The 22,876-nt window shown below is 65.9% G+C and carries 20 protein-coding genes; 12 read left to right on the top strand and 8 right to left on the bottom strand.

The annotated features are described in order from the left end of the window. Positions 1–5: 5 nt before the first annotated feature. From thrC to U5A57_RS38235, 4 genes are all read left to right on the top strand, one after another. Complete coding sequence (gene thrC, locus U5A57_RS38250) at positions 6–1,457, top strand: threonine synthase (protein ID WP_321917229.1); 1,452 nt, start codon at positions 6–8, stop codon at positions 1,455–1,457. A gap of 296 nt (positions 1,458–1,753) precedes the next feature. Next, positions 1,754–2,980, top strand: coding sequence for a gephyrin-like molybdotransferase Glp (gene glp / locus U5A57_RS38245; RefSeq protein WP_415774710.1), 1,227 nt, complete (start codon positions 1,754–1,756; stop codon positions 2,978–2,980). Between the two features lie 12 nt (positions 2,981–2,992). Continuing rightward, the gene (gene moaD / locus U5A57_RS38240; protein WP_233881646.1) at positions 2,993–3,250 is read left to right on the top strand and encodes a molybdopterin converting factor subunit 1; all 258 of its coding nucleotides are present in this window, start codon (positions 2,993–2,995) and stop codon (positions 3,248–3,250) included. Between the two features lie 19 nt (positions 3,251–3,269). After that, positions 3,270–3,752 (top strand): molybdenum cofactor biosynthesis protein MoaE, encoded by a 483-nt coding sequence (locus tag U5A57_RS38235; RefSeq protein ID WP_321917225.1) that lies wholly within the window; start codon positions 3,270–3,272, stop codon positions 3,750–3,752. A 102-nt stretch (positions 3,753–3,854) separates the two neighbouring features. Here the strand turns inward: U5A57_RS38235 and U5A57_RS38230 are convergent, their stop codons facing one another. Further along, complete coding sequence (locus tag U5A57_RS38230) at positions 3,855–4,415, bottom strand: group III truncated hemoglobin (RefSeq protein WP_321917223.1); 561 nt, start codon at positions 4,413–4,415, stop codon at positions 3,855–3,857. Positions 4,416–4,632: 217 nt separating this feature from the next. Here U5A57_RS38230 and U5A57_RS38225 point away from each other — a divergent pair, with 217 nt between their 5' ends. Both U5A57_RS38225 and clpB read left to right on the top strand, forming a co-directional pair. Beyond that, on the top strand, positions 4,633–5,133 hold the full coding sequence (locus U5A57_RS38225; protein ID WP_321917239.1) for an Rrf2 family transcriptional regulator: 501 nt from the start codon (positions 4,633–4,635) through the stop codon (positions 5,131–5,133). Positions 5,134–5,374: 241 nt separating this feature from the next. Continuing rightward, positions 5,375–7,972, top strand: coding sequence for an ATP-dependent chaperone ClpB (clpB, locus tag U5A57_RS38220; RefSeq protein WP_321917222.1), 2,598 nt, complete (start codon positions 5,375–5,377; stop codon positions 7,970–7,972). 123 nt (positions 7,973–8,095) lie between these two features. Here the strand turns inward: clpB and U5A57_RS38215 are convergent, their stop codons facing one another. The 3 genes from U5A57_RS38215 to U5A57_RS38205 form a co-directional block, all read right to left on the bottom strand. Then, positions 8,096–8,629 (bottom strand): YidB family protein, encoded by a 534-nt coding sequence (locus tag U5A57_RS38215; RefSeq protein WP_415774709.1) that lies wholly within the window; start codon positions 8,627–8,629, stop codon positions 8,096–8,098. A gap of 31 nt (positions 8,630–8,660) precedes the next feature. Then, positions 8,661–9,248 (bottom strand): helix-hairpin-helix domain-containing protein, encoded by a 588-nt coding sequence (locus tag U5A57_RS38210; protein WP_321917218.1) that lies wholly within the window; start codon positions 9,246–9,248, stop codon positions 8,661–8,663. Between the two features lie 217 nt (positions 9,249–9,465). Next, complete coding sequence (locus U5A57_RS38205; protein ID WP_321917217.1) at positions 9,466–11,478, bottom strand: sigma-54-dependent Fis family transcriptional regulator; 2,013 nt, start codon at positions 11,476–11,478, stop codon at positions 9,466–9,468. Between the two features lie 488 nt (positions 11,479–11,966). On the opposite strand from U5A57_RS38205, the gene U5A57_RS38200 reads away from it, so the two are divergent. From U5A57_RS38200 to lipA, 6 genes are all read left to right on the top strand, one after another. Next, positions 11,967–13,034 carry an ATP-NAD kinase family protein gene (locus U5A57_RS38200; RefSeq protein ID WP_321917215.1) on the top strand — a complete coding sequence of 356 codons (1,068 nt, stop codon included), beginning with the start codon at positions 11,967–11,969 and terminating at the stop codon, positions 13,032–13,034. A gap of 49 nt (positions 13,035–13,083) precedes the next feature. Continuing rightward, entirely contained in the window at positions 13,084–13,860 is a 777-nt protein-coding gene (locus U5A57_RS38195; RefSeq protein WP_321917213.1) for an SDR family NAD(P)-dependent oxidoreductase, read from the top strand. 67 nt (positions 13,861–13,927) lie between these two features. Beyond that, positions 13,928–14,905, top strand: a complete 978-nt coding sequence (locus U5A57_RS38190; RefSeq protein ID WP_321917211.1) for a thiamine pyrophosphate-dependent dehydrogenase E1 component subunit alpha — start codon at positions 13,928–13,930, stop codon at positions 14,903–14,905. Positions 14,906–14,951: 46 nt separating this feature from the next. Beyond that, the gene (locus U5A57_RS38185) at positions 14,952–15,956 is read left to right on the top strand and encodes an alpha-ketoacid dehydrogenase subunit beta (protein ID WP_321917209.1); all 1,005 of its coding nucleotides are present in this window, start codon (positions 14,952–14,954) and stop codon (positions 15,954–15,956) included. A 4-nt stretch (positions 15,957–15,960) separates the two neighbouring features. Beyond that, a complete protein-coding gene (locus U5A57_RS38180) occupies positions 15,961–17,082 on the top strand; it encodes an acetoin dehydrogenase dihydrolipoyllysine-residue acetyltransferase subunit (RefSeq protein ID WP_321917208.1) in 1,122 nt (373 codons plus the stop codon). A 2-nt stretch (positions 17,083–17,084) separates the two neighbouring features. Further along, entirely contained in the window at positions 17,085–18,092 is a 1,008-nt protein-coding gene (gene lipA, locus U5A57_RS38175) for a lipoyl synthase (protein ID WP_321917206.1), read from the top strand. Positions 18,093–18,136: 44 nt separating this feature from the next. Here lipA and U5A57_RS38170 read toward each other — a convergent pair whose 3' ends face one another. The 4 genes from U5A57_RS38170 to U5A57_RS38155 all read right to left on the bottom strand — a co-directional run bounded on the left by U5A57_RS38170 (position 18,137) and on the right by U5A57_RS38155 (position 22,845). Further along, the gene (locus U5A57_RS38170; protein ID WP_321917204.1) at positions 18,137–19,504 is read right to left on the bottom strand and encodes an MATE family efflux transporter; all 1,368 of its coding nucleotides are present in this window, start codon (positions 19,502–19,504) and stop codon (positions 18,137–18,139) included. A 7-nt stretch (positions 19,505–19,511) separates the two neighbouring features. After that, the gene (locus U5A57_RS38165) at positions 19,512–21,266 is read right to left on the bottom strand and encodes a glycosyltransferase family 39 protein (RefSeq protein WP_321917203.1); all 1,755 of its coding nucleotides are present in this window, start codon (positions 21,264–21,266) and stop codon (positions 19,512–19,514) included. A 321-nt stretch (positions 21,267–21,587) separates the two neighbouring features. Then, positions 21,588–21,851 carry a type B 50S ribosomal protein L31 gene (locus tag U5A57_RS38160; RefSeq protein ID WP_069267507.1) on the bottom strand — a complete coding sequence of 88 codons (264 nt, stop codon included), beginning with the start codon at positions 21,849–21,851 and terminating at the stop codon, positions 21,588–21,590. Positions 21,852–22,008: 157 nt separating this feature from the next. Continuing rightward, the gene (locus U5A57_RS38155) at positions 22,009–22,845 is read right to left on the bottom strand and encodes a M90 family metallopeptidase (RefSeq protein WP_321917200.1); all 837 of its coding nucleotides are present in this window, start codon (positions 22,843–22,845) and stop codon (positions 22,009–22,011) included. Between the last annotated feature and the right edge of the window lie 31 nt (positions 22,846–22,876).

Genomic DNA, 22,876 nt, shown 5'->3' with positions numbered 1-22,876 from the left:
GGGCTATGAATTACGTATCCACGCGCGGCGCGGGCGCCGGCGAGCATCACTCGTTTTCCGACATCCTGCTGGGCGGTCTCGCGCGCGACGGCGGCCTGTACCTGCCGGCCGAGTATCCGCAAATCGGCAAGGAAGAACTCGCGCGCTGGCGCGGCCTCTCGTACGCGGATCTCGCGTTCGAGATCCTCTCGAAGTTCGCCGGCGACATTCCTGCCGACGACCTGCGCGACATCACGCGCCGCACCTACACGGGCGAGACGTACCGCAACGTGCGCCACGGCGAAGACGCGAGCAAGATCACGCCGCTCACCACGCTCGGCGAGGAGAACGGCGCGAAACTGTCGCTGCTCGAACTCTCGAACGGTCCGACGCTTGCGTTCAAGGACATGGCGATGCAGCTGCTCGGCAACCTGTTCGAGTACGCGCTCGCGAAGGCCGGCCAGGAGCTGAACATTCTCGGCGCGACGTCGGGCGACACCGGCAGCGCCGCTGAATACGCGATGCGCGGCAAGAAGGGCGTGCGCGTGTTCATGCTCTCGCCGCACAAGAAGATGAGCGCGTTCCAGACCGCGCAGATGTTCAGCCTGCAAGACCCGAACATCTTCAACCTCGCCGTGGAAGGCGTGTTCGACGACTGCCAGGACATCGTCAAGGCCGTTTCGAACGATCACGCGTTCAAGGCGCAGCAGAAGATCGGCACGGTCAACTCGATCAACTGGGCGCGCGTCGTGGCCCAGGTCGTGTACTACTTCGCCGGTTACTTCGCGGCGACGCAGTCGAATGACGAACGTGTTTCGTTCACGGTGCCTTCGGGCAACTTCGGCAATGTGTGCGCGGGTCATATCGCGCGCATGATGGGTCTGCCGATCGAAAAGCTCGTGGTCGCGACCAACGAGAACGACGTGCTCGACGAGTTCTTCCGCACTGGCATCTACCGCGTGCGCGGCTCGGCGGAGACGTATCACACGACGAGCCCGAGCATGGATATCTCGAAGGCGTCGAACTTCGAGCGCTTCGTGTACGACCTGCTGGGCCGCGATCCGGCGCGCGTGACGCAGCTGTTCCGCGACGTGGAGGAGAAGGGCGGTTTCGATCTCGTGGCGAGCGGCGACTTCGTGCGCGTGCAGCAGTTCGGTTTCGTGTCGGGCCGCAGCACCCACGACGACCGTATCGCGACGATCCGCGACGTCTACTCGCGCTACAAGACGATGATCGACACCCATACCGCCGACGGCGTGAAGGTCGCCCGCGAACACCTGCAGCCGGGTGTGCCGATGATCGTGCTCGAAACCGCGCAGCCGGTGAAGTTCGGCGAGACGATTCGCGAGGCGCTCGACCGCGAACCGGAACGTCCGGCCGCGTTCGAAGGGCTGGAGGCGCTGCCGCAGCGCTTCGAAGTCGTGCCCGCCGATGCAAAGCGTGTGAAGGACTATATCGCCGGTCATACGGCGGACTGATCGACGCAGCCGGGGCCGGATCTGCCTCCGGTCCTGGCGCGTCGACATCGCATCAGCATCTATGCGGCGGCGGGTTGCTCGAACCCGCCCGCTGCAACACGCCAGCCGACCTGCGCATTCGCCTGCATGGCGCGCCAGGGATATCCACGGCATAAGGCGCAGCGCGCCCATCGCGCCGCTACAATAACAGCAGACCAACCGCTGCTGGCGGCCCGCCCGCCAAGTCCGAGACGACCTCGATGTCCACGCCTACGTCCCCGTCTTCCGCTGCGCCGGCACCCGCGCCGCGCGCGCCGATGCTTTCCACCGCCGACGCCCTTGCCACGCTGCTCGCGGCGGCGACGTCGCTTGCCGGCACCGAAACGATTTCGACGTTCGACGCGCTGAACCGCGTGCTCGCCGCGGACGTCGTCTCGCCGCTCGACGTGCCGCCGATGAATACGAGCGCGATGGACGGCTACGCGGTGCGCGTGGCCGATCTCGCGCAAGGCAGCCGCCATCTGCCGGTTTCGCAGCGCATTCCCGCGGGCCACGCGCCACAGCCGCTCGCGGCGGGCACGGCGGCGCGCATTTTCACGGGCGCGACGGTGCCGCCGGGCGCCGACGCCGTGGTCATGCAGGAGCAGACCGAGGCGGCGGACGGCGCCGTCACCTTCCTGCATACGCCGAAGGCGGGCGAATGGATCACGGCGCAGGGCGCGGACATCCGCAAGGACACGGTCATCCTGCCGGCGGGCACGCGCCTCACGCCTGCGGCGCTCGGGCTCGCGGCATCGGTGGGCTGTGCGGCGCTGACCGTCGTGCGCCGCGTGAAGGTCGCCGTGTTCTTCACCGGCGACGAGCTGACGATGCCTGGCGAGCCGCTCAAGCCCGGCGCGATCTACAACTCGAACCGCTTCACGCTCACGGGCCTCTTGCGCAACCTCGGCTGCGAGGTCACCGACTACGGCATCGTGGCGGACCAGCTCGACGTCACGCGCGCGACGCTGCGCGAGGCGGCCGCCGCTCACGATCTCATCCTCACGTCGGGCGGCGTGTCGGTGGGCGAGGAGGATCACGTGCGGCCGGCCGTGGAGGCCGAAGGCCGCATCAGCCTGTGGCAGATCGCCATGAAGCCGGGCAAACCGCTTGCGTTCGGTGCGGTGCGTCGTGCGCAAGGGGCAACGAATGCGCAAGCGGGCGAGGCGTTCTTCATCGGGCTGCCGGGCAACCCGGTTTCGAGTTTCGTCACCTTCCTGCTGTTCGTGCGTCCGTTCCTGCTGCGTCTCGCGGGTGCGACGCACGTCAGCCCCCGCGCGCTCTCGCTGCGCGCCGACTTCACTCAGACGAAGGGCGACCGCCGCAACGAATTCCTGCGCGCGCGCGTGAACCCGGCTGGCGGTCTCGACCTGTTCTCGAACCAGAGTTCGGCCGTGCTGACCTCCACGGTCTGGGGCGACGGCCTCATCGACAATCCGCCCAACCATGCGATCAGCGCGGGCGAGACCGTGCGCTTCATTCCGTTCACCGAATTGCTGTACTGAAAGCCTTAACCGATGAAGATCCAGCTGAAGTTTTTTGCGAGTGTGCGCGAGGCGTTGGGCGTCGCGGACGAAACGGTCACGCTGCCTGAAGGCATCGTCACGGTCGGCGACGTGCGCGGCTGGCTGCGCGCGCGCGGCGGCGTGTGGGCCGAGACGCTGGCGGAAGGCCGCGCGCTGCGCATGGCGTGCAATCACGTGATGACCGACCCGCGCACGCGCATTACCGAGGGCTGCGAAGTCGCGTTTTTCCCGCCGGTGACGGGCGGCTGAGCGCGACAGGAGACTCACCATGCCCGTACGCGTACAAACGGAAGATTTCGACCTCAGCACCGAGGTTGCGCAACTGCGCGCGCGCAATCCGGCGATCGGCGCGGTGGCGTGCTTCGTTGGCACCGTGCGCGACCTGAACGACGGCAGCACGATCGCCTCGCTCGAACTCGAGCACTATCCAGGCATGACCGAGAAGGCGCTGGAGGCGATCGTCGAGGCGGCGCAGCGGCGCTGGGCGGGCATCGAGGTGCTGATCGTGCACCGGGTGGGCAAACTCGCGCCGCTCGACCAGATCGTGCTGGTCGCGACGACCTCGAAGCATCGCGGCGACGCCTTCGCGTCCTGCGAGTTCGTGATGGACTACCTCAAGACCGAGGCGCCGTTCTGGAAGAAGGAGGAAACAGAGCAGGGCGCGCGCTGGGTCGACGCACGCGAGAGTGACGATGCGGCGCTGGCGCGCTGGGGCGTGGCGTCGGGGAACGTTTCGCGGGAATCCAGCTAGGCGGTTGTTCGCCGGGCGCAGGCGGGCCGATCTTATCCGGCCACCTTGCCCGCCTAACGCAACTAACTGCCTAACTCACCCTCTCGCTAGAAGCAGACAGGCTTACTCCGCCGCCGTGTTCTCGTCGACATCCATCTGGCGGCCAACGAAACGGGCTGGAAACGGCTCGCCGCTTGGGCGCGTAGGCAAGTCATGGCCGTGCCCGGCGGGCCGCCTGCGCGGCGCTACGCGATCGAGGATCGCCTGTTGCTCGGGCGGAATCGTGTAGTCCCAGCCGAAGCGGCTCAGTTGCAGGCTTTGCGCAATGCGCAGTGCGGGCTCCATGAACTGCACCGCCGCAGCGGGCTCGTAGCGTGCCTGTACGGTATCGAGGAAGAGATAGAGCCAGCGGCTGAAATGCTGCGGCTCGACGCCCGGCACAGGATCGTGTGCCTGCTGCACATTGCCGCGGTAGGTCTTGGTGCCGAGCACGAGGCTCGACCAGAAGCGGCACATCTTCGGCAAATGTTCGTCCCAACGCCCGGCCAGCACGCCGTCGAACACCGGGCCGAGCATGGCGTCGTCGCGTACGCGGTCGTAGAACGCGTAGACCAGTTCGCGGATGTTTTCTTCGGTTGGCTCGGCGTGCGGAGTGCCGGAAGGGCGGGTGTCGGGGCGAATCATTTGGGGCCTGGGCGATACCTGGAGTGCATGGAGTGTAGCGGGCGGCGGTGCGCCGGTACGTCAGCACACTGCGGCCGTGAGCCGCAGGTACGCTGCCAGGCACTGCGAAGTGACCATTGAAGTGCCCATGATACCCAGTCCGGGCAAAACCTGCATGCTAACTGCATGTTATTGTATGGGTTCTGTCACCCGCATCAGCGCCGTCATTGCCCCCGCCATGAGACTGACCGACTACACCGACTACTCGTTACGCGTGATGTTGTATCTCGCGCTGCGTCGCGACAGCCTGGCCACGATCCAGGAGATTTCGGACGCCTACGGCGTGTCGAAGAATCATCTGATGAAAGTGGTGCAACGCCTTGGAGAACTCGGCTGGGTCGATACCATTCGCGGGCGCAACGGCGGCTTGCGGCTCGCGCCGGCCTCGCTCGATCTGACCGTCGGCGCGGTCGTTCGTCAGACCGAGAGCGACTTCTCGCTGGTCGGCTGCTTTCCGGACGAACACGGCGAGCGGCGTAGCTGCATCATCGAGCCGCAGTGCAGGCTCAAGCACGCGTTGGCGGCGGCGCGCGATGCGTTCCTCGCGGAACTCGACCGTCACACGATCGGCGAACTCGCGCAGCCGGCAGACGCATTGACCGGCCTGCTCGGCCTCGCACCGATCCAGTTCATGCCGCGCGTGCAGACGGCTCGGCCCGCGTCTTCGCGCGAGCATTGAGGGGCGCGTTGGCGCCTCGTTCTCACACACCTGTTCTTCGCCTCGCAGCGGCGCTTTGCCTCGCACGGCCCCGGCCGCCTCTCAGTCATCCCCCGTTTTCTCACGCCTCGGCAACGTTGCTGGCGGCCGCTGCGCGCGCTCGAATGCCGAAAATCGGAAAAAATGACGCCAGAGCGCTTGAAACCGGCGTGTCCCCCCTCAAATTTGGTGACAGTCTAGAAATCTGGAGGTCTCGCATCAAATGAGAATCGACAAACTCACCACCAAGTTCCAGGAAGCCATCGCCGACGCGCAAAGCTTGGCGGTTGGCCACGATAACCAGTACATCGAACCCGTCCACCTGCTGGCTGCGCTCGTCGCGCAGCAGGACGGCTCCGCGCGCTCGCTCATGTCGCGCGCCGGCGTGCAGGTACAGGCGCTGCAGAACGCACTGAACGACGCGATCAACCGTTTGCCGCAGGTGCAGGGCACCGACGGCAACGTGCAGATCGGCCGTGAACTCACGGGTCTGCTCAATCAGGCCGACAAGGAAGCGCAAAAGCTCAACGACACGTATATCGCGAGCGAGATGTTCCTGCTCGCCGTTTCCGAGGACAAGGGCGAAGCCGGTCGTCTCGCGCGCCAGCATGGGTTGACGCGCAAGTCGCTCGAGGCCGCGATCGTCGCGGTGCGCGGCGGCGCGCAGGTGCACAGCCAGGACGCCGAGAGCCAGCGTGAAGCGCTCAAGAAGTACACCGTCGACCTGACCGAGCGCGCGCGTTCGGGCAAGCTCGATCCCGTGATCGGCCGCGACGACGAAATCCGCCGCTCGATCCAGATCCTGCAACGCCGCACCAAGAACAATCCGGTGCTGATCGGCGAGCCGGGCGTGGGCAAGACGGCCATCGTCGAAGGCCTCGCGCAGCGCATCGTCAACGGCGAAGTGCCCGAGACGCTCAAGGGCAAGCGCGTGCTCTCGCTTGACATGGCCGCGCTGCTCGCGGGCGCGAAGTATCGCGGCGAGTTCGAGGAGCGCCTGAAGGCCGTGCTCAACGACATCGCGAAGGACGAAGGTCAAACCATCGTCTTCATCGACGAAATCCACACGATGGTGGGCGCGGGCAAGGCCGAAGGCGCCATGGACGCGGGCAACATGCTCAAGCCGGCGCTGTCGCGCGGCGAGCTGCATTGCATTGGCGCGACCACGCTCGACGAATATCGCAAGTACATCGAAAAGGATGCCGCGCTCGAGCGCCGCTTCCAGAAGGTGCTCGTGGATGAACCGTCGGTCGAGGCGACCATTGCGATCCTGCGTGGCCTGAAGGAGAAGTACGAGCTGCACCACGGCGTGGAAATCACCGACCCGGCGATCGTCGCGGCGGCGGAACTGTCGCATCGCTACATTACCGACCGCTTCCTGCCGGACAAGGCCATCGACCTGATCGACGAAGCCGCTTCGAAGATCAAGATGGAAATCGATTCGAAGCCCGAAGCGATGGACAAGCTCGATCGTCGCCTGATTCAGCTGAAGATCGAGCGCGAGGCCGTCAAGAAGGAAAAGGACGAAGCGTCGCAAAAGCGTTTGCAGCTGATCGAGGAAGAGATCGACCGGCTGAGCCTCGAATATAAGGACCTCGAAGAGATCTGGACTACCGAGAAAGCCGCAGTGCAGGGCGGCGCCCAGATCAAGGAAGAGATCGACCGCGTGCGCGCGGAAATCAATCGCTTCCAGCGCGAAGGCAAGCTCGAGAAGGTCGCGGAACTGCAGTACGGCAAGCTGCCGGAACTCGAAGCGCAGCTCAAGCAGGTCACGCTCGCCGAGGCGAACGAGCAGAACAACCCCACGCGTTTGCGGCTGTTGCGCACGCTGGTGGGCGCCGAGGAAATCGCAGAAGTCGTGTCGCGTTCGACCGGCATTCCCGTGTCGCGCATGATGCAGGGCGAACGCGAAAAGCTGCTGCAGATCGAGGAAAAGCTGCACGAGCGCGTGGTGGGCCAGGACGAGGCCATTACCGCCGTTGCCGATGCGATCCGCCGCTCGCGCGCCGGTCTTTCGGATCCGAACCGGCCGTATGGCTCGTTCCTGTTCCTCGGGCCGACGGGTGTGGGCAAGACCGAGTTGTGCAAGGCGCTGGCGGGTTTCCTGTTCGATTCGGAGGATCACCTCATCCGCATCGACATGAGCGAGTTCATGGAGAAGCACAGCGTGGCGCGTCTGATCGGCGCGCCGCCGGGATACGTGGGCTATGAAGAGGGCGGCTATCTGACCGAGGCCGTGCGCCGCAAGCCGTATAGCGTGATCCTGCTCGACGAAGTCGAGAAGGCGCACCCGGACGTGTTCAACGTGCTGCTGCAGGTGCTCGACGACGGCCGCATGACGGACGGCCAGGGCCGCACCGTGGACTTCAAGAATACGGTGATCGTGATGACGTCGAACCTCGGTTCGCATCTCATCCAGGCGATGGCCGGCGAGCCGCAGGAAGCGGTGAAGGACGCCGTGTGGAACGAAGTGAAGCAGCAGTTCCGCCCCGAGTTCCTGAACCGGATCGACGAGGTCGTCGTGTTCCATGCACTCGATCGCTCGAATATCGAGTCGATTGCGAAGATCCAGTTGCAGCGTCTGCGCGAGCGTCTGGAGAAGCTCGATATGGAACTCATGGTGTCGGACGACGCGCTTGGTCAGATCGCCAAGGTTGGTTACGACCCGCTGTTTGGGGCGCGGCCGCTCAAGCGGGCGATTCAGCAGGAGATCGAGAACCCGGTCGCCAAGCTGATACTCGCGGGCAAGTTTGGACCGAAGGATGTGATTCCGGTCGGCGTGCACGACGGGAAGTTCGTGTTCGAGCGCGTGGTGCACTAAGACGCGTAGCGAAACCCGGGGCAGGCGTGTGCCGTGAGGCGCGCGCCGAGCCGAAACAAGAAGGGCAGCGGAGTGATCCGCTGCCCTTTTTTATGCCTGCAATTTATGGCGCTTAAGCGTCGCTCAGGCCTGCTTGTTGCCGCCGCCAAACAGCGACGCAAGCCCGCCCAGCGTGCCTAGCACGCTTTCGGTGTTGATCTGGCCGCCTTGGGGCACTTCGCCGTTCGGCGTGCCCGCGTTGACCACGTGCGGCAGCACCTGGGCGAGGAGCCCGCTCACCTGGTCGGGCTGCATGCCGACCTTCTGTGCAAGGCCGGAGACGACGTCCGAGCCGAGCACGTTGTGAAGTTGGTCGGCCGAAACAGGCTGGTTCTCGCCGTTGCCGACCCACGACTGCACGACGTCGCCGAGGCCGCCTTGCTGGAACTTCTCGATGAGGCCGTTCAGGCCGCCGGGCTGGTTGTTGACGAACTCCATCGCCGTGGCGATGAGCTGGGCCTGGCCGCCGCCTTGCTGTTGCGATTGCGAACCGAGCAGGGAACCGAGGGTATCTAGCAGACTCATGACGATCTCTCTGAGTGATGGCCGCGACGGGGGACGCGGCCGGTAAGTCGGACGGCGCGCGCGTTGGCGGCGCCGCGATTCGAAGTCCGGCACATGGTGTGCGTGCACCGGTTGATGGCAGCGATCACGCGCCGGAAGCGGCCGCTGCGGACGCGGCCTTGTCCTTCTTCGACTTCTTGGTCTTTTTCGCCTTCGTATCGGATGCCGAGGCAGGTGCTGCCGCAGCGGAGCCCGCTTCCGGCGCACTCGCAGCCGCGGCTGCCGTGTCCTTCTTGCTCTTGTGCTTCGACTTGCCCGCCGCGTCCGAGGCGGCTTGCGCGGTGGTCGCGGCCGCCGGCGTCTGCGCCGTCATCGGATTGGCCGTGGTGGCAGCGGGTGCGGCGGTCGTTGCAGCGGCGCTCTTGCCGCTCTTCGTGCTAGCCGTCTTGCCCGCCGGCGGCGCGGACGAGCCGTTGATCGTGAGGCCTGCCGCCTCGAGGTTCTGCACCGACTTCGGGCCAATGCCCTTGACGCGGTTCGCGAGGTCGTCGGCGTCCTTGAACGGGCCGTTCTTCGTGCGTTCGTCGATGATCGCCTTGGCGTGCACAGGGCCGATGCCCTTGACCGATTCGAGCGCGGTTTCGTCGGCGGTGTTCACTTCCACGGCTGCGGCGAGCGCGGCGGACAGCGACAGGCCGATGGCGAGGAACAGCATCAGCAGCTTCTTGAGCATGGCAATCACTCCATTGAGGGCATTTCAGTTAGCCGGGAACGGACGACGCATCCAGCGGAGGGGCTGCGGTACAAGAATAGGCCAGATGGCCTATTCGTGGATCGCGAGCGCTCGATTTATACCGGTCGAGGTGTGGCAAGTAAATCGCACCGCACAATATTTAATACTTCTGTGCATTTTGGCGACGCCAAATGCCAGGCTGTCAGTGCAATCCGGTTCAAGCGCGGTGCGGCCCGACGATGCCGAGCTTCGCAATGCGCCGATACAGCGTCGCGCGCGAGATGCCTAGCGCCTGCGCGGCGGCGTTCGGACGCCAACGGTGCGCCGTGAGCGCTACGACGATGCGTGCGCGCTCATCTTCGTCGGAGAGCGGCGAGGCTGGCGGCATGCCGGCTGCGGAGCCGGGCGCGGCGGCCGGTGCAAGCTGAGGCAGGCTCGCCGCGAGGTCGGCGCTCAGGTGCTGCGCTTCGACCAGCACGGTGTCGCATACGGCGCATGCGTAGCGCATCGCATTGCGCAGCTGCCGCAGGTTCCCTGGCCACGCGAAGGCCGCGAGCCGCGCGGCGAGCGTGGCGTCGAGCGCGAGCGGACGGCCGGCGGCCTGCGCTTCTTCCGCGAATACCGTGTCGATGAGCATGGCGATGTCGCGCCGCTCACGCAGCGGCGGCAGCGTGAGCACCGCACCGCTCAGCCGGTAGTAGAGATCGTCGCGGAACGTCCCGGCGCTGGCCATTTGCGCGAGGTCCCGGTGCGTGGCGCACACCACGTCGATATCGACGCGCACCGCTGTTTCGCTACCGAGCGGCAAGACTTCGCCCTCGGCGAGCACGCGCAAAAGGCGCGTTTGCAGCGCGAGCGGCATGTCGCCGATTTCGTCGAGAAAGAGCGTGCCGCCGTCGGCCATCGCGATCTTGCCGCGCGCCCCATGGCGGCGCGCGCCCGTGAATGCGCCCGGCGCATAGCCGAACAGCTCGCTCTCGATCAGCGATTCGGGCAGCGCGCCGCAGTTCACGGCGATGAAGGGCCGATTGCGTCGCGCGCTGGCGTCGTGAATCGCGCGTGCGAACACTTCCTTGCCCGCGCCCGTTTCGCCGAGCAGCAGGATCGGCAGGCGCTTGCCCGCCACGCGTTGCGCGATGCGCGCGTTTTCGGCCACGCGTGCATCTGCGCTGCGCAGGAAGGGGCCGAGCGCGCTGCGATCGTATTCGTGCGCGTCGGCGGCGTCGCGCCGCAGCGGCATCGCGCCATGCGCCGCGCTGGCGCCGCCGCTGTGGCCGCTACGTGCGCTGTGTCCGCCGTAACCGCTAGCCCCGAGCGGCGCGCGAATGCGCGCATACAGCATCGAGCCGTTCGCGCGCAGGCGCAGCGCCGCGATGGTTTCGATGCGCCCGATATCGCGCAACTGCACGTGCGACGAATCGAAAATCTCGTCGATATGACGCGGGCCGTCGAGGCACGGCATGCACTCGCGTGCGCGCCGGTTCGCGGCGACCACGTTGCCGTTTTCGTCGAAAGCGATCAGCAGTTCGGGCTGCGCCTCGACGTAGTTGCGATTCTGGTGACCGAAGAGGATCCAGCACGACGCGAGGCGATGCAGGAAATAGCCGTCTTCGATGAGCGTGGCGCTCTGGCGCACGAGCTGGTTGACGATGCGCTGGCTCTCGCGATTGTCGGGCGACTGCACGGCCGAAGCGTCGAGCACGCCAATCAGCTCGCCGCCTGGCGCGAAGATCGGCGCGGCGCTGCACGTGAGCGTGGTGAACGCGGCGCGGAAATGATCGGTCTTGTGCACCGTGATGGGTGCGAGATCGGTGAGCACGTTCGCGATGCCGCAGGTGCCTTCCTCGCTCTCCGACCAGCACGAGCCGATATAGAGCCCGGCGTGCTTGAAGTCGTTGCGGCGCTCGCGGTCGAGTCGATAGTCGATGGTCACGCCATGGGCGTCGGTCAGCATCACGCAGTAATCGGCTTCGCGCACCATATCGTGCAGGCGCGTGAGGCATTGGCCCGAGGCGCGCAGGAAGGACTCCTCGCGATCGCGGATCTCGCGCAGCTCGGCGGCGCTCAGCACGCGCGGACCGATCACGGAGCCGGGGTCCAGCTGATAGCGCTCGAACGAGCGCTGCCACGACGAGACGAGACGCGGCGAATCGGACGGCGCAGGCAGGCGGCCTTCTACGGCGCCACGCACGCGCTCGGCGTGCCGGGTAGACGCAAGGGCGTAGGGCATGAGCGGTTCCAGACGGTGGCTCGCAATGAGCGTCGGGGTACGTCGGCAAAACGTCGGATTACGTCGGACCGGAAAGCGTTCGGCGGGAGTCTTTTGTAGCACATCCTTTGCGCGCGATCACACCGCAGCGCAGCATGCGAGACGGTTGAGACGATTGTCTCAACGGCTGCTGTGCCGCATTCCGGCGCGTGACGCCGGGCGTCTCAGCCGCGGCACAGGCAGACCGCGCGGGCGTGTGCGCGTTTTCGTCCGCGCGGGTGGCCGGTTGCGCGCGTGGACGCATTGCGCGTGCGAGACGACGGCTGAGACGCCACACGCGACGCAAACGGCGCTCGCCCCACGCCATGCGATTGCCGCAGAGCCCCGTCGCGCGGCCTTCTACGCGGATGCAGCGTGTCCTCGCCGTCATTGGCATGACGCTTGCAGAGTTTGCGGGCAAAAGCGGCGCGCAGCAGCTCACAGTGCGACGCCAACAGGAGACAAGACCCGTGACGACGCCCGTGACCGTAGGCGTGATCGCGAACCCCGCATCGGGCCGCGACATCCGCCGTCTCACTTCGCATGCATCTGTCTTTCCCACGGCCGAGAAGGCGAATATGGTCGTGCGCCTGCTCGCGGGCCTGGGCGCGCTCGGCGTCGCTCGGGTGCTCACGCTGCGCGACAACACGGGCGTAGCCGCGCTGTTGCTGCGGGCGATCGGGACGCACGCGGCCATCGCTGCACACGAGCCCTGGCCCGAGGTCGTATTCGTCGATCTGCCGGTGAGCGAAAGCGCCGCCGATACGCACGCGGGCGTCGATCACATGGTGCGTGAAGAAGTCGCGCTGATCGCGGTGCTGGGTGGCGACGGCACCCATCGCGCCGTCGCCGCGCATTGCGGCGCCACGCCGCTGCTCGCGCTCTCGACCGGCACCAACAACGCCTTTCCCGAACTACGCGAGGCCACCGTCGCGGGCCTCGCGGGCGCACTCGTCGCGACCGGCGCGGTGCCCGCGGAAGCGGCGCTCTCGCGCAACAAGCGGCTCGTCGCGCGCTGCGTGGAAGGGCCGTCGCGCGGGCGCGAGGAAATTGCGCTCGTCGATATTTGCGTGGCGCGTCAGCCTTTCATCGGCGCGCGCGCGATTTCAGAAAGTTCGGATATCGAATCACTTTTCTTGACCTTTGCGCCGCCCGACGGCATCGGCCTTTCGTCGATCGGTGGAGCATGGGCGCCGGTCGGGCGCGACGCCGCGCACGGTCTGCATATGACTTTCGCTGAGCCAGGCGCGCCCGAGGGCGGCGCAGCAGGGGTGCCATTGCTCGCACCGATCGCGCCGGGCCGCGTCGAGCGCCTGACGATGCGCACGTGCCAGCGCCTCGAAGTGGGCGTGGCGCTCCCGCTCGAAGCGGGCCACGGCACGCTCGCGTTCGACGGCGAGCGCGAAATCGAACCGGCGCGCGGCGACCGCTATGAAGTGACGCTCGACTGGCACGGCCCGCTGACCGTCGATGTTGCTCGCACGCTGCGTTACGCGGCGTCGCATCAGTTGTTGCGCGAGGCCGCCGCGCGCGTATAGCGGCCTGGCTTGCTTGCTCCACTCATAACCGAAACAAGGAGACATCGGCATGGACACACCCTTGAAAGGCCAGGTCGCGATCGTGACCGGCGGTGCACGCGGCATCGGCCGCGGCATTGCGCTCACGCTCGCGCAGGCCGGTGCGGACGTATTGCTCGCGGATCTGCTTGAAGAGCCGCTGGCAGCGACGGTCGAAGAGATACGCGCGCTCGGCAGGCGCGCGGCATTCGCCAAGGTCGACGTCACCCAGGCGGCCCAGCTCGAAGGGATGGTCTCGCAGGCGATCTCCGAACTCGGTGGCCTCGATATTCTCGTGAACTGCGCCGGCGTGATTTCGATTAATCCGGTATCCGAATTAACGGAGCGGGACTGGGACTTCGTCATGAACGTCAATGCAAAGGGGGTGTTTCTCGGCTGCAAGGCTGCGTTGGCGCATTTCCTTACGCAAAAGCGCGGGCGGATCATCAACGTCGCTTCGATCGCCGGCAAGGAAGGGTTTCCGAATCTCGCGCACTACAGCGCCTCGAAATTCGCCGTGGTCGGCTTCACCAACGCGCTCGCCAAAGAGGTTGCGCGCGAAGGCATCACCGTGAATGCGATTTGTCCCGGCATCGTGCGCACATATATGTGGGACCGGCTCTCCGACGAATGGAAGACGCAGGGCGAGAGCGTCGAAGAATCCTGGCAGCGCCATCAGCTCACGCTGATCCCGCAAGGCCGCGCGCAAACACCGGAGGACATGGGGCGGCTCGCGCTGTTCTTCGCAACCATGGACAACATCACGGGCCAGTCGGTGAACATCGACGGCGGTTTCACTTTTCACTAGGAGCAGTGGCATTTCCCGCAGCAGGCGAATCCAGAGCGATACAGCGTAGTCCACCCAGGAGACAACCATGTCACTTCAGTTGAACAAGGAGCAGTTGCTCACCGCGTACCGGTCGATGCGCACGATCCGTGAGTTCGAGGAACGGCTGCACGTCGAATTCGCGACCGGCGAGATTCCAGGTTTCGTGCACCTGTACGCAGGCGAGGAGGCGTCCGCGGTCGGCACGATGAGCCACTTGAACGACACCGATTACGTCGCCACCACGCACCGCGGCCACGGCCACTGCATCGCCAAGGGCGTGGACGTGCACGAAATGATGGCCGAGATCTATGGCCGGACCACGGGCTCGTGCCGCGGCAAGGGCGGCTCGATGCATATCGCCGACTTGTCGAAGGGCATGCTGGGCGCGAACGGCATCGTGGGCGCGGGCGGTCCGCTCACGTGCGGCGCGGCGCTCGCCGCGAAGCAGAAGAAGACGGGCGGCGTGGGCGTGTGCTTCTTTGGCGATGGCGCGTCGAATCAGGGGGTGATCTTCGAGTCGATGAATCTCGCCTCCGTGTGGCGCCTGCCGGTGATCTTCGTCGCGGAAAACAACGGCTACGCCGAGGCGACGTCGTCCACGTGGTCGGTCGCGGCCGACAATATCGCCGACCGCGCGAACGGCTTCGGCATGCCGGGCGTGATCGTCGACGGTTTCGACTTTTTCGCCGTGTACGAGGCTTTGGGCGAAGCCATTGCGCGAGCGCGCAACGGCGGCGGCCCGACGCTCGTGGAAATGAAACTCTCGCGCTATTTCGGCCACTTCGAGGGCGACGCGCAAACCTATCGCGCGCCTGGCGAAGTGCAAAAGCTGCGCGAGGAAAAGGACTGTCTGAAGCGCTTCGAGGAGCGTGTGGTGCGTGCCGAACTCGCAAGCAGCGACGATCTGCGCAAGGTGGACGCCGAAGTGAAGCAACTGATCGACGACGCGGTCACGCAGGCCAAGGCCGCGCCGTTGCCGCCGGCCGAAGCGCTGCTCACCGACGTGTACGTGTCGTATCCCTGAGCGCTGTGCGCTCGGGTCATCAGGATTCCAGATCAAGGAGACGAAAATGGCACGGAAAATTACCTATTCGCAGGCCATCAACGAAGCGCTGGCCCAGGAGATGGGGCGCGACGAGAGCGTGATCGTCATGGGCGAGGACAATGCGGGCGGCGCGGGCGCGCCCGGCGAGCAGGACGCGTGGGGCGGCGTGCTCGGCGTGACGAAGGGCCTTTACGGCAAGTTCCCGGGGCGCGTGCTCGATACGCCGCTCTCGGAAGGCGGCTTCATTGGTACGGCCGTGGGCGCGGCGGCGTGCGGCATGCGGCCGGTGGCGGAGTTGATGTTCATCGACTTCATGGGCGTGTGCTTCGACCAGATATTCAACCAGGCCGCGAAGTTTCGCTACATGTTCGGCGGCAAGGCGGTCACGCCGGTCGTGATCCGCACCATGTATGGCGCAGGCTTGCGCGCGGCGGCGCAGCACTCGCAGATGCTCACCTCGCTCTTCACGCATATTCCGGGGCTGAAAGTCGTATGCCCGGCGACACCTTATGACGCCAAGGGCCTCATGATCGAAGCGATTCGCGACAACGACCCCGTGATCTTCTGCGAGCACAAACTGCTCTACACGATGGAAGGCGATGTTCCGGAGGAATCCTATTCGATTCCGTTCGGCGAGGCCAATATCGCGCGCGACGGCGACGACGTCACGATCGTCACGTATGGGCGCATGGTGCACTACGCGCTCGACGCCGCGCAGAAGCTCGCGAAAGACGGCATCGAAGCAGATGTGATCGACCTGCGCACCACGTCGCCGCTCGACGAGGAAACGATCCTCGAAAGCGCGCGCCGCACGGGCCGCGTCGTGGTCGTGGACGAAGCGAACCCGCGCTGCTCGATCGCAACCGACATTGCCGCGCTCGTCGGTCAGAAAGCGTTCAAGGAGCTGAAGGCCCCGGTCGGCATGGTGACCGCGCCGCATACGCCGGTGCCGTTCGCGGCGTCGCTGGAAGACCTCTACATCCCCTCGGCGGACAAGATTGCCGAAGCCGCGCGCGCAGCAAGGAGCTGAAGTCATGCCGATTCACATGATCACGATGCCCAAATGGGGCCTGTCGATGGAGCAGGGCCAGGTGAACGGCTGGCTCAAATCGCTCGGCGACAAGGTCACCAAGGGAGATGAATTGCTCGATGTCGAGTCCGACAAGATCGCGTCGGGGGTGGAGTGCGCGTTCGAGGGCGTGTTGCGGCGGCAGATCGCTCAGGAGGGCGACACGCTGCCCGTGGGCGCGCTGCTAGGCGTAGTAGCCGATGCCGAAGCCGCAGACGCGGATATCGATGCCGCCGTAGCCGAATTCCAGCGCGACTTCGTGCCTGCGCAAGCGGGCGACGCCGACGCAGGGCCGCAGCCGGAAAAGGCGCAAATCGGCGGCAGGATCATGCGCTACCTGAAGCAGGGTGAAGGCGAGGGCGTGCCGGTCGTGCTGATCCACGGCTTTGGCGGCGATCTCAACAACTGGCTCTTCAACCACACGGATCTGGCGGCGGAGCGTACCGTCTGGGCGCTCGATCTGCCGGGGCACGGCGAGTCGGGTAAGGCGCTCGAGAGCGGCAGCCTCGACGAGCTTGCGCAGAGCGTGATCGCATTCCTCGACGCGCAGAACATCGGCCGGGCGCATCTCGTCGGGCACTCGCTGGGCGGTGCGGTGGCGATGGCGGTGGCCGAGCAGGCGACCGGGCGCGTGGCTTCCCTTGCGCTGATTTCGAGTGCGGGCCTGGGGAGCGAGATCGACAGCGCGTATATCGAGGGCTTCGTCGCGGCGGCGAACCGCAACGCGCTCAAGCCGCACGTGACGAAGCTATTCGCCGATCCCGCATTGGTCACGCGTCAACTCGTCGAAGACCTCGTGAAGTACAAGCGGCTCGAAGGCGTGCAGGCCGCGCTCGGCAAGATCGCCGGGCAGGCGTTCGAGGGCGGCGCGCAGCGGCGCGTGTTCCGCGAGCGCGTTGCCTCGCTCGCGCCGCGCGCGCTCGTGATCTGGGGCGAGGCCGACCAGATCATTCCGGCGCGCCATGCGCAGGGGTTGCCCTCGCAGGTGCGCGTGGAAGTGATCGCGGGCAAGGGGCATATGGTGCAGATGGAGGCCGCGCAGGAAGTTAATCGCCTGCTCAACGCCTTTCTCGACGAAGGAGCCTGAGCATGGAGGCCGCTACGTCCCGTACGTCTCATGCGCCTCACGTGTCGAGCACGGCGCTCGGTCAGGAGGGGCTGCGCAGCCGCGAGAAGCTTGCGCGGATTCCGGTGAAGATCGTACCTCCCACCGGTAGCGACTCGGTCTTGCCGAAGCCGTCGTGGCTGCGCGCACGGCCGCTCATGAGCGAGACCGTCGCGGGCGTGGCGGCCGTATTGCGCGAACACCGGCTTCATTCGGTGTGCGAAGAGGCGATGTGCCCGAACATCGGCGAGTGCTTCGCGCAGCGCACCGCGACTTTCATGATCATGGGCGGCCTTTGCACGCGGCGCTGCCCGTTCTGCGACGTCGCTCACGGGCGGCCCGCGCCGCTCGACGAGGATGAACCCGCGCATCTGGCGGCGGCGGTCGCGGCGCTGGGCTTGCGTCACGTCGTCATCACGTCGGTCGATCGCGACGACTTGCGCGACGGCGGGGCGGCGCACTTCGCGCGCTGTATTGCACAAGTGCGCGAGCGTGTGCCGGGGATCGGCGTCGAAGTGCTGACGCCGGATTTTCGCGGCCGGATCGCCCGCGCGCTAGACGCGCTTTCGCTCGCCTGGCCCGACGTGTTCAATCACAACATCGAGACCGTACCCTCGCTTTATCGCGCGGCGCGGCCAGGTGCGGACTATCGCGGCTCGCTCGATCTGCTGGCGCGCGCCAAAGCGGCGAACGGTGCGCTCGTCACGAAGTCGGGGTTGATGGTGGGGCTGGGCGAAACCGACGCGGAGCTGCTCGCGACCCTGCGCGATCTGCGCGAGCATCGCGTAGAAGTGCTGACGATCGGGCAGTATCTCGCGCCGTCGAAGTTTCATTTACCGGTGAAGCGCTATGTGCATCCTGATGAATTTGCCGGGTTACGCGCGGCAGGCCTCGCGATGGGGTTTAGCGAGGTCGTGGCCGGCCCGCTTGTCCGTTCCTCGTATCACGCGGCGCAGACGGTGGAGTCGGCGCGACGAGCCGAGGCGGGGTGAGCTGTCTTTGCAACTAACCGCCAAACGCATTTTGCGACAGCAGGCTACGCGCCGGCTCGCAAAAATCGCGTACTCACCCGAGAGAGATAGAACAGAAGTCCAGCACCGGCAATCAACAGGCTCGCCATGTTGGCGAGCCAGAAGCCGCGCGCGCCCGTTGCCCAGGCGGGCATCGTGCCGGTCACGTCGAAGCCCAGCGCGTAGCCGCCGCCAAGCCCCACGCCCCAGAGCGCGATCGCATAGATGATGGTCGGCACGACCGCGACCTTGTAGGCGCGCAAAGCGAAGGCTGTCGTGATCTGCAGCGCGTCGAACACGTGATAGCAGGTGACGATGGCGACGAGCGGCATGGCCGCGACCGCCACGGCGGGGTCCGGCGTGTAGCCGCCGATGATGAGCGGGCGCAGCACGAACACGATCGCGCCGTAGCAGCAGGCAATCGCCACGGCAGTGGCCACGCCGTGCCGCGCGAGCGTGCGCGCCTCGGCCGGGCGATTGCCGCCCAGCGCCTGCGCAACGAGCGTCGAGGTTGCCACGCCGATCGACAGCGGCGTCATGTAGAGCACTGCGCCGATGTTGCCCGCGATCTGATGACCGGCGAGCGTGGTCGTGCCCATGCGCGCGATGAAGATCGCCATGAACGTGTACGACGTCACTTCGATGAGGTAGGAAAGCCCCATCGGAATGCCGAGCTTGAGCAGTTCGGCCTGGCGCTTCCACTCGGGCCAGCAGAAGTGCTTGAAGATTTCGAACGGCGCGAATACATCGACACGCGTGAACGCGACGGCCGCGCACAACGCAAGCGCCCAGTTGATCGACGTGCTCGCGAGCGCGCAACCCGGGCCGCCGAGCGCCGGCACCCCAAGACCGCCGAAGATGAGCCACGTGTTGAGCGGCACCTTTAGCACGAGCGCGCCGACTTGCAGGAACATCACGAGGCGCGGCCGCCCCACGGCATTGGCGAGCGAGCTGTAGATGCGAAAGGCCAGCGCCGCGGGCAGCCCGAACGAGAGCAGCCGCAGATAGCCGACGGTGCGCTCGCGCAGCGCTTCGGGCGCCCGCGCGAGGTCGAGCAGCGGACCGGGAAAGTAGAGGATCGTGAAGCCGATCGCCATCAACACGAGCGCGAGCCAGAACGCCTGGCGCACTTCGAGACCGATTTCGGTGTCCTTGCGCGCACCGTAGAGCTGCGCCGCAACCGGCTGCAGCGCGCTGAGAATGCCTGTGAGGGCAATGTAGACCGAGACGTAAATCGACGATCCGAGGCCGAGCGCTGCGAGGTCGAGCGCCGAGTAGCGGCCGACCATCGCGGTGTCGATCACGCCGAACGCGATGATCGCGAGCTGGCCGACCAGCACCGGCCACGCCAGCGCGGCAATGCGCCGGACGTCACCGACGAGCGTCGTCGTCACCGCAGCCTCAGTCCGGACGCTTGCGCCAGACATGCTTCTTGAGCGGCGGCGTCGGGCGGTCGGTGCGCACGTACAGGCGGAAGCGTTCGTCGCGGTCGGCCGCGCGGCGGCCTTCCCATACTAGCTTCCAAACGTAGTCCGGCATCGGGCTCGGCTCGCTGTAGTCCTGCGTGTCCTGGCGCAGGATCACGTCGCAGTCCTCGTTGAACGAGAAGTGCATCTTGCCGAAGTACGCGAAGGTGGCGATCTGAGCGTCGCCGAGGCGCACGGGCGAGATGCACTGATAGTCGGCGGGCAGGTGCGCGGAGATCTGCTCGGCCACATCCTTATAGGTCCGGCTGTAGTTGACGACCGGCAACCAGAGCGTCATGAGCAGCACCCACATGAGCGTGGTGCCGCCGCTCGAGAGCACGACGCTGCGCCACAGCACCTTCGGATGACGCGCCACGCGCCACTGCACGAGCGCCATCCAGCACACGGTGACAGCCACCGCGCACACGAACGAGAGAATCTTGAACTGCGGCACGAAGCCCGGCGCGAGGCGCGCGAGATTGCGCGCGAGCGGCGCAGGGAAGCCGGTCATGCCCGCGAGCCACACGAGCCACACGAAGGTGCCGAGAATCGTGAAGCTCAGCACCGCGAACCAGTCGATCGCGTTGATTGCGCCGCGCTTGAGCGTGGGCAGCGCGAAGGTCGCGAGCACCGAAAGCGCGGGCAGCACGAGCATGAAGAGCCGGTTCGATTCGTGGCTCTGCACGACCACGAGGATGAGCAGCGGCACGATCACCGACAGCGGAATCGCGATGTGCGGCTTGCGGCGCAGTCCCGCCCAGCTCACGAAGGCCCAGATCGCCAGCGGCCACGCGGGCCAGGTGAAGAGCGGCAGGTTCTTGGCGGCGTAGCGCAGCACGTAGCCCGGCGGTCCCGCAAAGGCATTGACGTTGGTGTGCGCCCACTGGTTGAGAAACCAGACGGCGTCGTCGGGGTAGAAGTGCAGCGCCAGCAGTGGCCATGATGCGGAGATCACGAGTGCGACGGGCAGGCCCGCCACGAGGAGCCAGCGCGAGCGCGTTTCGGGCGCGATGGCGAGCATGGCGAGCGTGCCGATCAGGAGTGCGCCCACCAGCACGGGGCCGCTCGAAAGCATCACGATGCCGAGCGCGAGGCCCCACCAGAGGGCGCCCTGAACCGGCTTGTCGATGGCGCGCACGATGCCGTACACGACCATGGCGATGCCCACGAACTGCATGAGTTGCGGCGTGGTTTCGTGACCGCGCTCGGCGAGACCGAAGCAGGCGAGCAGAATGAGCAGGGCGCCGTCACCGAGGGTGCGGCCGTAGTCGCGCGGCTCGGGCTCGCCGCCGAATGCGTACTTGAACGGCTGGACTTCGGGGCGTCGGCCCAGCAGATACGCGCTGTACCAGACGAACGCGCACGCGAGACAGAACAGCACGCCCGTGGCGATACGCGAGGCGTTGCTGGCGTCGACCCACGGTGCGAACAGGCGAATACAGGCGGCGCCCAGCCAGTAACCGAGCGGACCGTTCTCGGTCACGTACTTGCCGACGAGGTTCGGCAGCAGCCAGTCGTGCGACGTGCCGCCCGCCATCGTCCACATTACGCCGAAGCCCGCCGCATCCTCGTTCTTCCACGGGTCGCGGCCAAAGAGGCCGAACGCCGCGAAGACGATACAAATGGTCAGCAGCAGCCAGCGCGGCAGGGCGCTGGTGGCGGAGGCGGTCAGTCGAATGGCTGGCTTCATGCAGTACGAAGGGAGACGGATAAACCGGGCGTGCTCGAGCGGGCGGCTCACACGCGAGGATCAAGCAGGCATGCGCGGCAGACGGTACACCCGGCCGTGCGCCGCGGAGCAATCCGGCATTCTAGCCGGGCCGGTGACCGCGCGTCACGGCGTTAGCCGCGTATTAATCCAACGAAATATCTGAAAAGGGGCGGTAAGTCGCATCCGCCTGGCCCGCTGGACTGCACAACGGTGGCGCAGACAACAAAAAAGGGCAGCGTATGCTGCCCTTTTTGTGCACGTTCAATGCGGGACCGGCGAGAAGCCGGTGCGGCGAAGTGCTTACTTGCCGGCCTTGCCCGAGGCGCGTGCGCCGAACTTCTTGTTGAACTTCTCGACACGGCCTGCCGTATCCATGATCTTTTGCGTGCCCGTGTAGAACGGATGCGATTCCGACGACACTTCGATCTTGGCGAGCGGGTAGGTCTTGCCGTTGAATTCGGCGGTTTCGCGCGTCTGGATCGTCGAGCGGGTCACGAACTTGAAGTCGTTCGAAACGTCGATGAACAGGACTTCGCGGTAATCCGGGTGAATGCCTTCTTTCATGATTATTCCTTAAATCTGGCGGTAGCCAACCCGCGTGCCTGCAACACCATGCTGCCGACTTTGCTCGCGCGAGCCACTTACCCAAGGGTCGAAAAACGGCGATTATGCCAGATAATCAGCCGGTTGGCGAATTTTTGAGGGCTCCGCGCGACAGGTTTCAGGCGGGTCGGCCGTCCAATGCGCCCACGCGCGCCGGGTCCTGGCGGTAATACCGCGCAAGCAGCCGGTAAAGCTCGGGATATTCCGCTTCGAAGGCCTTCGGCTTGACGAAAAGCGCCTCGCTGCACACTGCAAAGAACTCCGACGGATGGTCGGCGGCATAGGGATCGATCAGCGAATCGCGCTCGAAGCGCGCCCAGCGGCGCTCCGGCACGGCGTCTACCTTGTCGCAGAACTGATCGTAGGCGTTGTCGAACACGTCGGCCCACGCCTGCGCGTCGAGCGGCGCGTGCCAGCGTCGAAAAAGGGGCGGATGACCGTCGGCCTCTCCGTTGAGCATGTCGATCTTGTGCGCGAACTCGTGGATCACGACGTTGTACGCGTCGCTGCCATCGGTCATCTGCGCGTCTTCCCACGAAAGGATCACGGGGCCGCCTTCCCAGGCTTCGCCGCTCGCATCGTGCTCGACCTCGTGGACCACGCCATCCTCGTCCTCGACGGTTTTGCGGATCACGAATTCGCCCGGATAGACGACGACGCCCACCCAGCCCTTGTAGAGATCGAGCGAAAGATTGAGCACGGGCAGCGACGCTTGCGCGGCGATTGCCACAGTCATCGGGTCGGTCAGTTCGAGATCGTGCGCCGTCGAGAATTCCTTTTGCGCGATGAAGAGGCTTGTCAGCTCGCGCAGGCGCACGAGGTCGGCGGCGTCGAGGTGCTTGAGAAACGGCAGCCCATTGACCGTAGCCTGCCAGAGCGCGTCGTCGATCGCGTAGGCGCGCAGCGCTTTTTCGCGGCGGCGCGCGTCGAACCAGTGAGAGAGTTTCGAAAGCATCGCTGGGTGTGTTTTCCCGTGCGTCTGAGTG

Source organism: Paraburkholderia sp. J11-2 (genome assembly GCF_905220185.1).
Classification (GTDB): Bacteria; Pseudomonadota; Gammaproteobacteria; order Burkholderiales; family Burkholderiaceae; genus Paraburkholderia.
Note: the sequence above shows the minus strand (reverse complement) of the source record. Positions and strands in the feature narration are given on the sequence as shown.

What these genes read in the sequence shown, in the direction of transcription:
- thrC (WP_321917229.1), top strand. Translation starts at nt 6, where the DNA reads ATGAATTACGTATCCACGCGCGGCGCGGGCGCCGGCGAGCATCACTCG.
- glp (WP_415774710.1), top strand. Translation starts at nt 1,754, where the DNA reads ATGCTTTCCACCGCCGACGCCCTTGCCACGCTGCTCGCGGCGGCGACG.
- moaD (WP_233881646.1), top strand. Translation starts at nt 2,993, where the DNA reads ATGAAGATCCAGCTGAAGTTTTTTGCGAGTGTGCGCGAGGCGTTGGGC.
- U5A57_RS38235 (WP_321917225.1), top strand. Translation starts at nt 3,270, where the DNA reads ATGCCCGTACGCGTACAAACGGAAGATTTCGACCTCAGCACCGAGGTT.
- U5A57_RS38230 (WP_321917223.1), bottom strand. Translation starts at nt 4,415, where the DNA reads ATGATTCGCCCCGACACCCGCCCTTCCGGCACTCCGCACGCCGAGCCA.
- U5A57_RS38225 (WP_321917239.1), top strand. Translation starts at nt 4,633, where the DNA reads ATGAGACTGACCGACTACACCGACTACTCGTTACGCGTGATGTTGTAT.
- clpB (WP_321917222.1), top strand. Translation starts at nt 5,375, where the DNA reads ATGAGAATCGACAAACTCACCACCAAGTTCCAGGAAGCCATCGCCGAC.
- U5A57_RS38210 (WP_321917218.1), bottom strand. Translation starts at nt 9,248, where the DNA reads ATGCTCAAGAAGCTGCTGATGCTGTTCCTCGCCATCGGCCTGTCGCTG.
- U5A57_RS38205 (WP_321917217.1), bottom strand. Translation starts at nt 11,478, where the DNA reads ATGCCCTACGCCCTTGCGTCTACCCGGCACGCCGAGCGCGTGCGTGGC.
- U5A57_RS38195 (WP_321917213.1), top strand. Translation starts at nt 13,084, where the DNA reads ATGGACACACCCTTGAAAGGCCAGGTCGCGATCGTGACCGGCGGTGCA.
- U5A57_RS38190 (WP_321917211.1), top strand. Translation starts at nt 13,928, where the DNA reads ATGTCACTTCAGTTGAACAAGGAGCAGTTGCTCACCGCGTACCGGTCG.
- U5A57_RS38185 (WP_321917209.1), top strand. Translation starts at nt 14,952, where the DNA reads ATGGCACGGAAAATTACCTATTCGCAGGCCATCAACGAAGCGCTGGCC.
- U5A57_RS38180 (WP_321917208.1), top strand. Translation starts at nt 15,961, where the DNA reads ATGCCGATTCACATGATCACGATGCCCAAATGGGGCCTGTCGATGGAG.
- lipA (WP_321917206.1), top strand. Translation starts at nt 17,085, where the DNA reads ATGGAGGCCGCTACGTCCCGTACGTCTCATGCGCCTCACGTGTCGAGC.
- U5A57_RS38165 (WP_321917203.1), bottom strand. Translation starts at nt 21,266, where the DNA reads ATGAAGCCAGCCATTCGACTGACCGCCTCCGCCACCAGCGCCCTGCCG.
- U5A57_RS38160 (WP_069267507.1), bottom strand. Translation starts at nt 21,851, where the DNA reads ATGAAAGAAGGCATTCACCCGGATTACCGCGAAGTCCTGTTCATCGAC.
- U5A57_RS38155 (WP_321917200.1), bottom strand. Translation starts at nt 22,845, where the DNA reads ATGCTTTCGAAACTCTCTCACTGGTTCGACGCGCGCCGCCGCGAAAAA.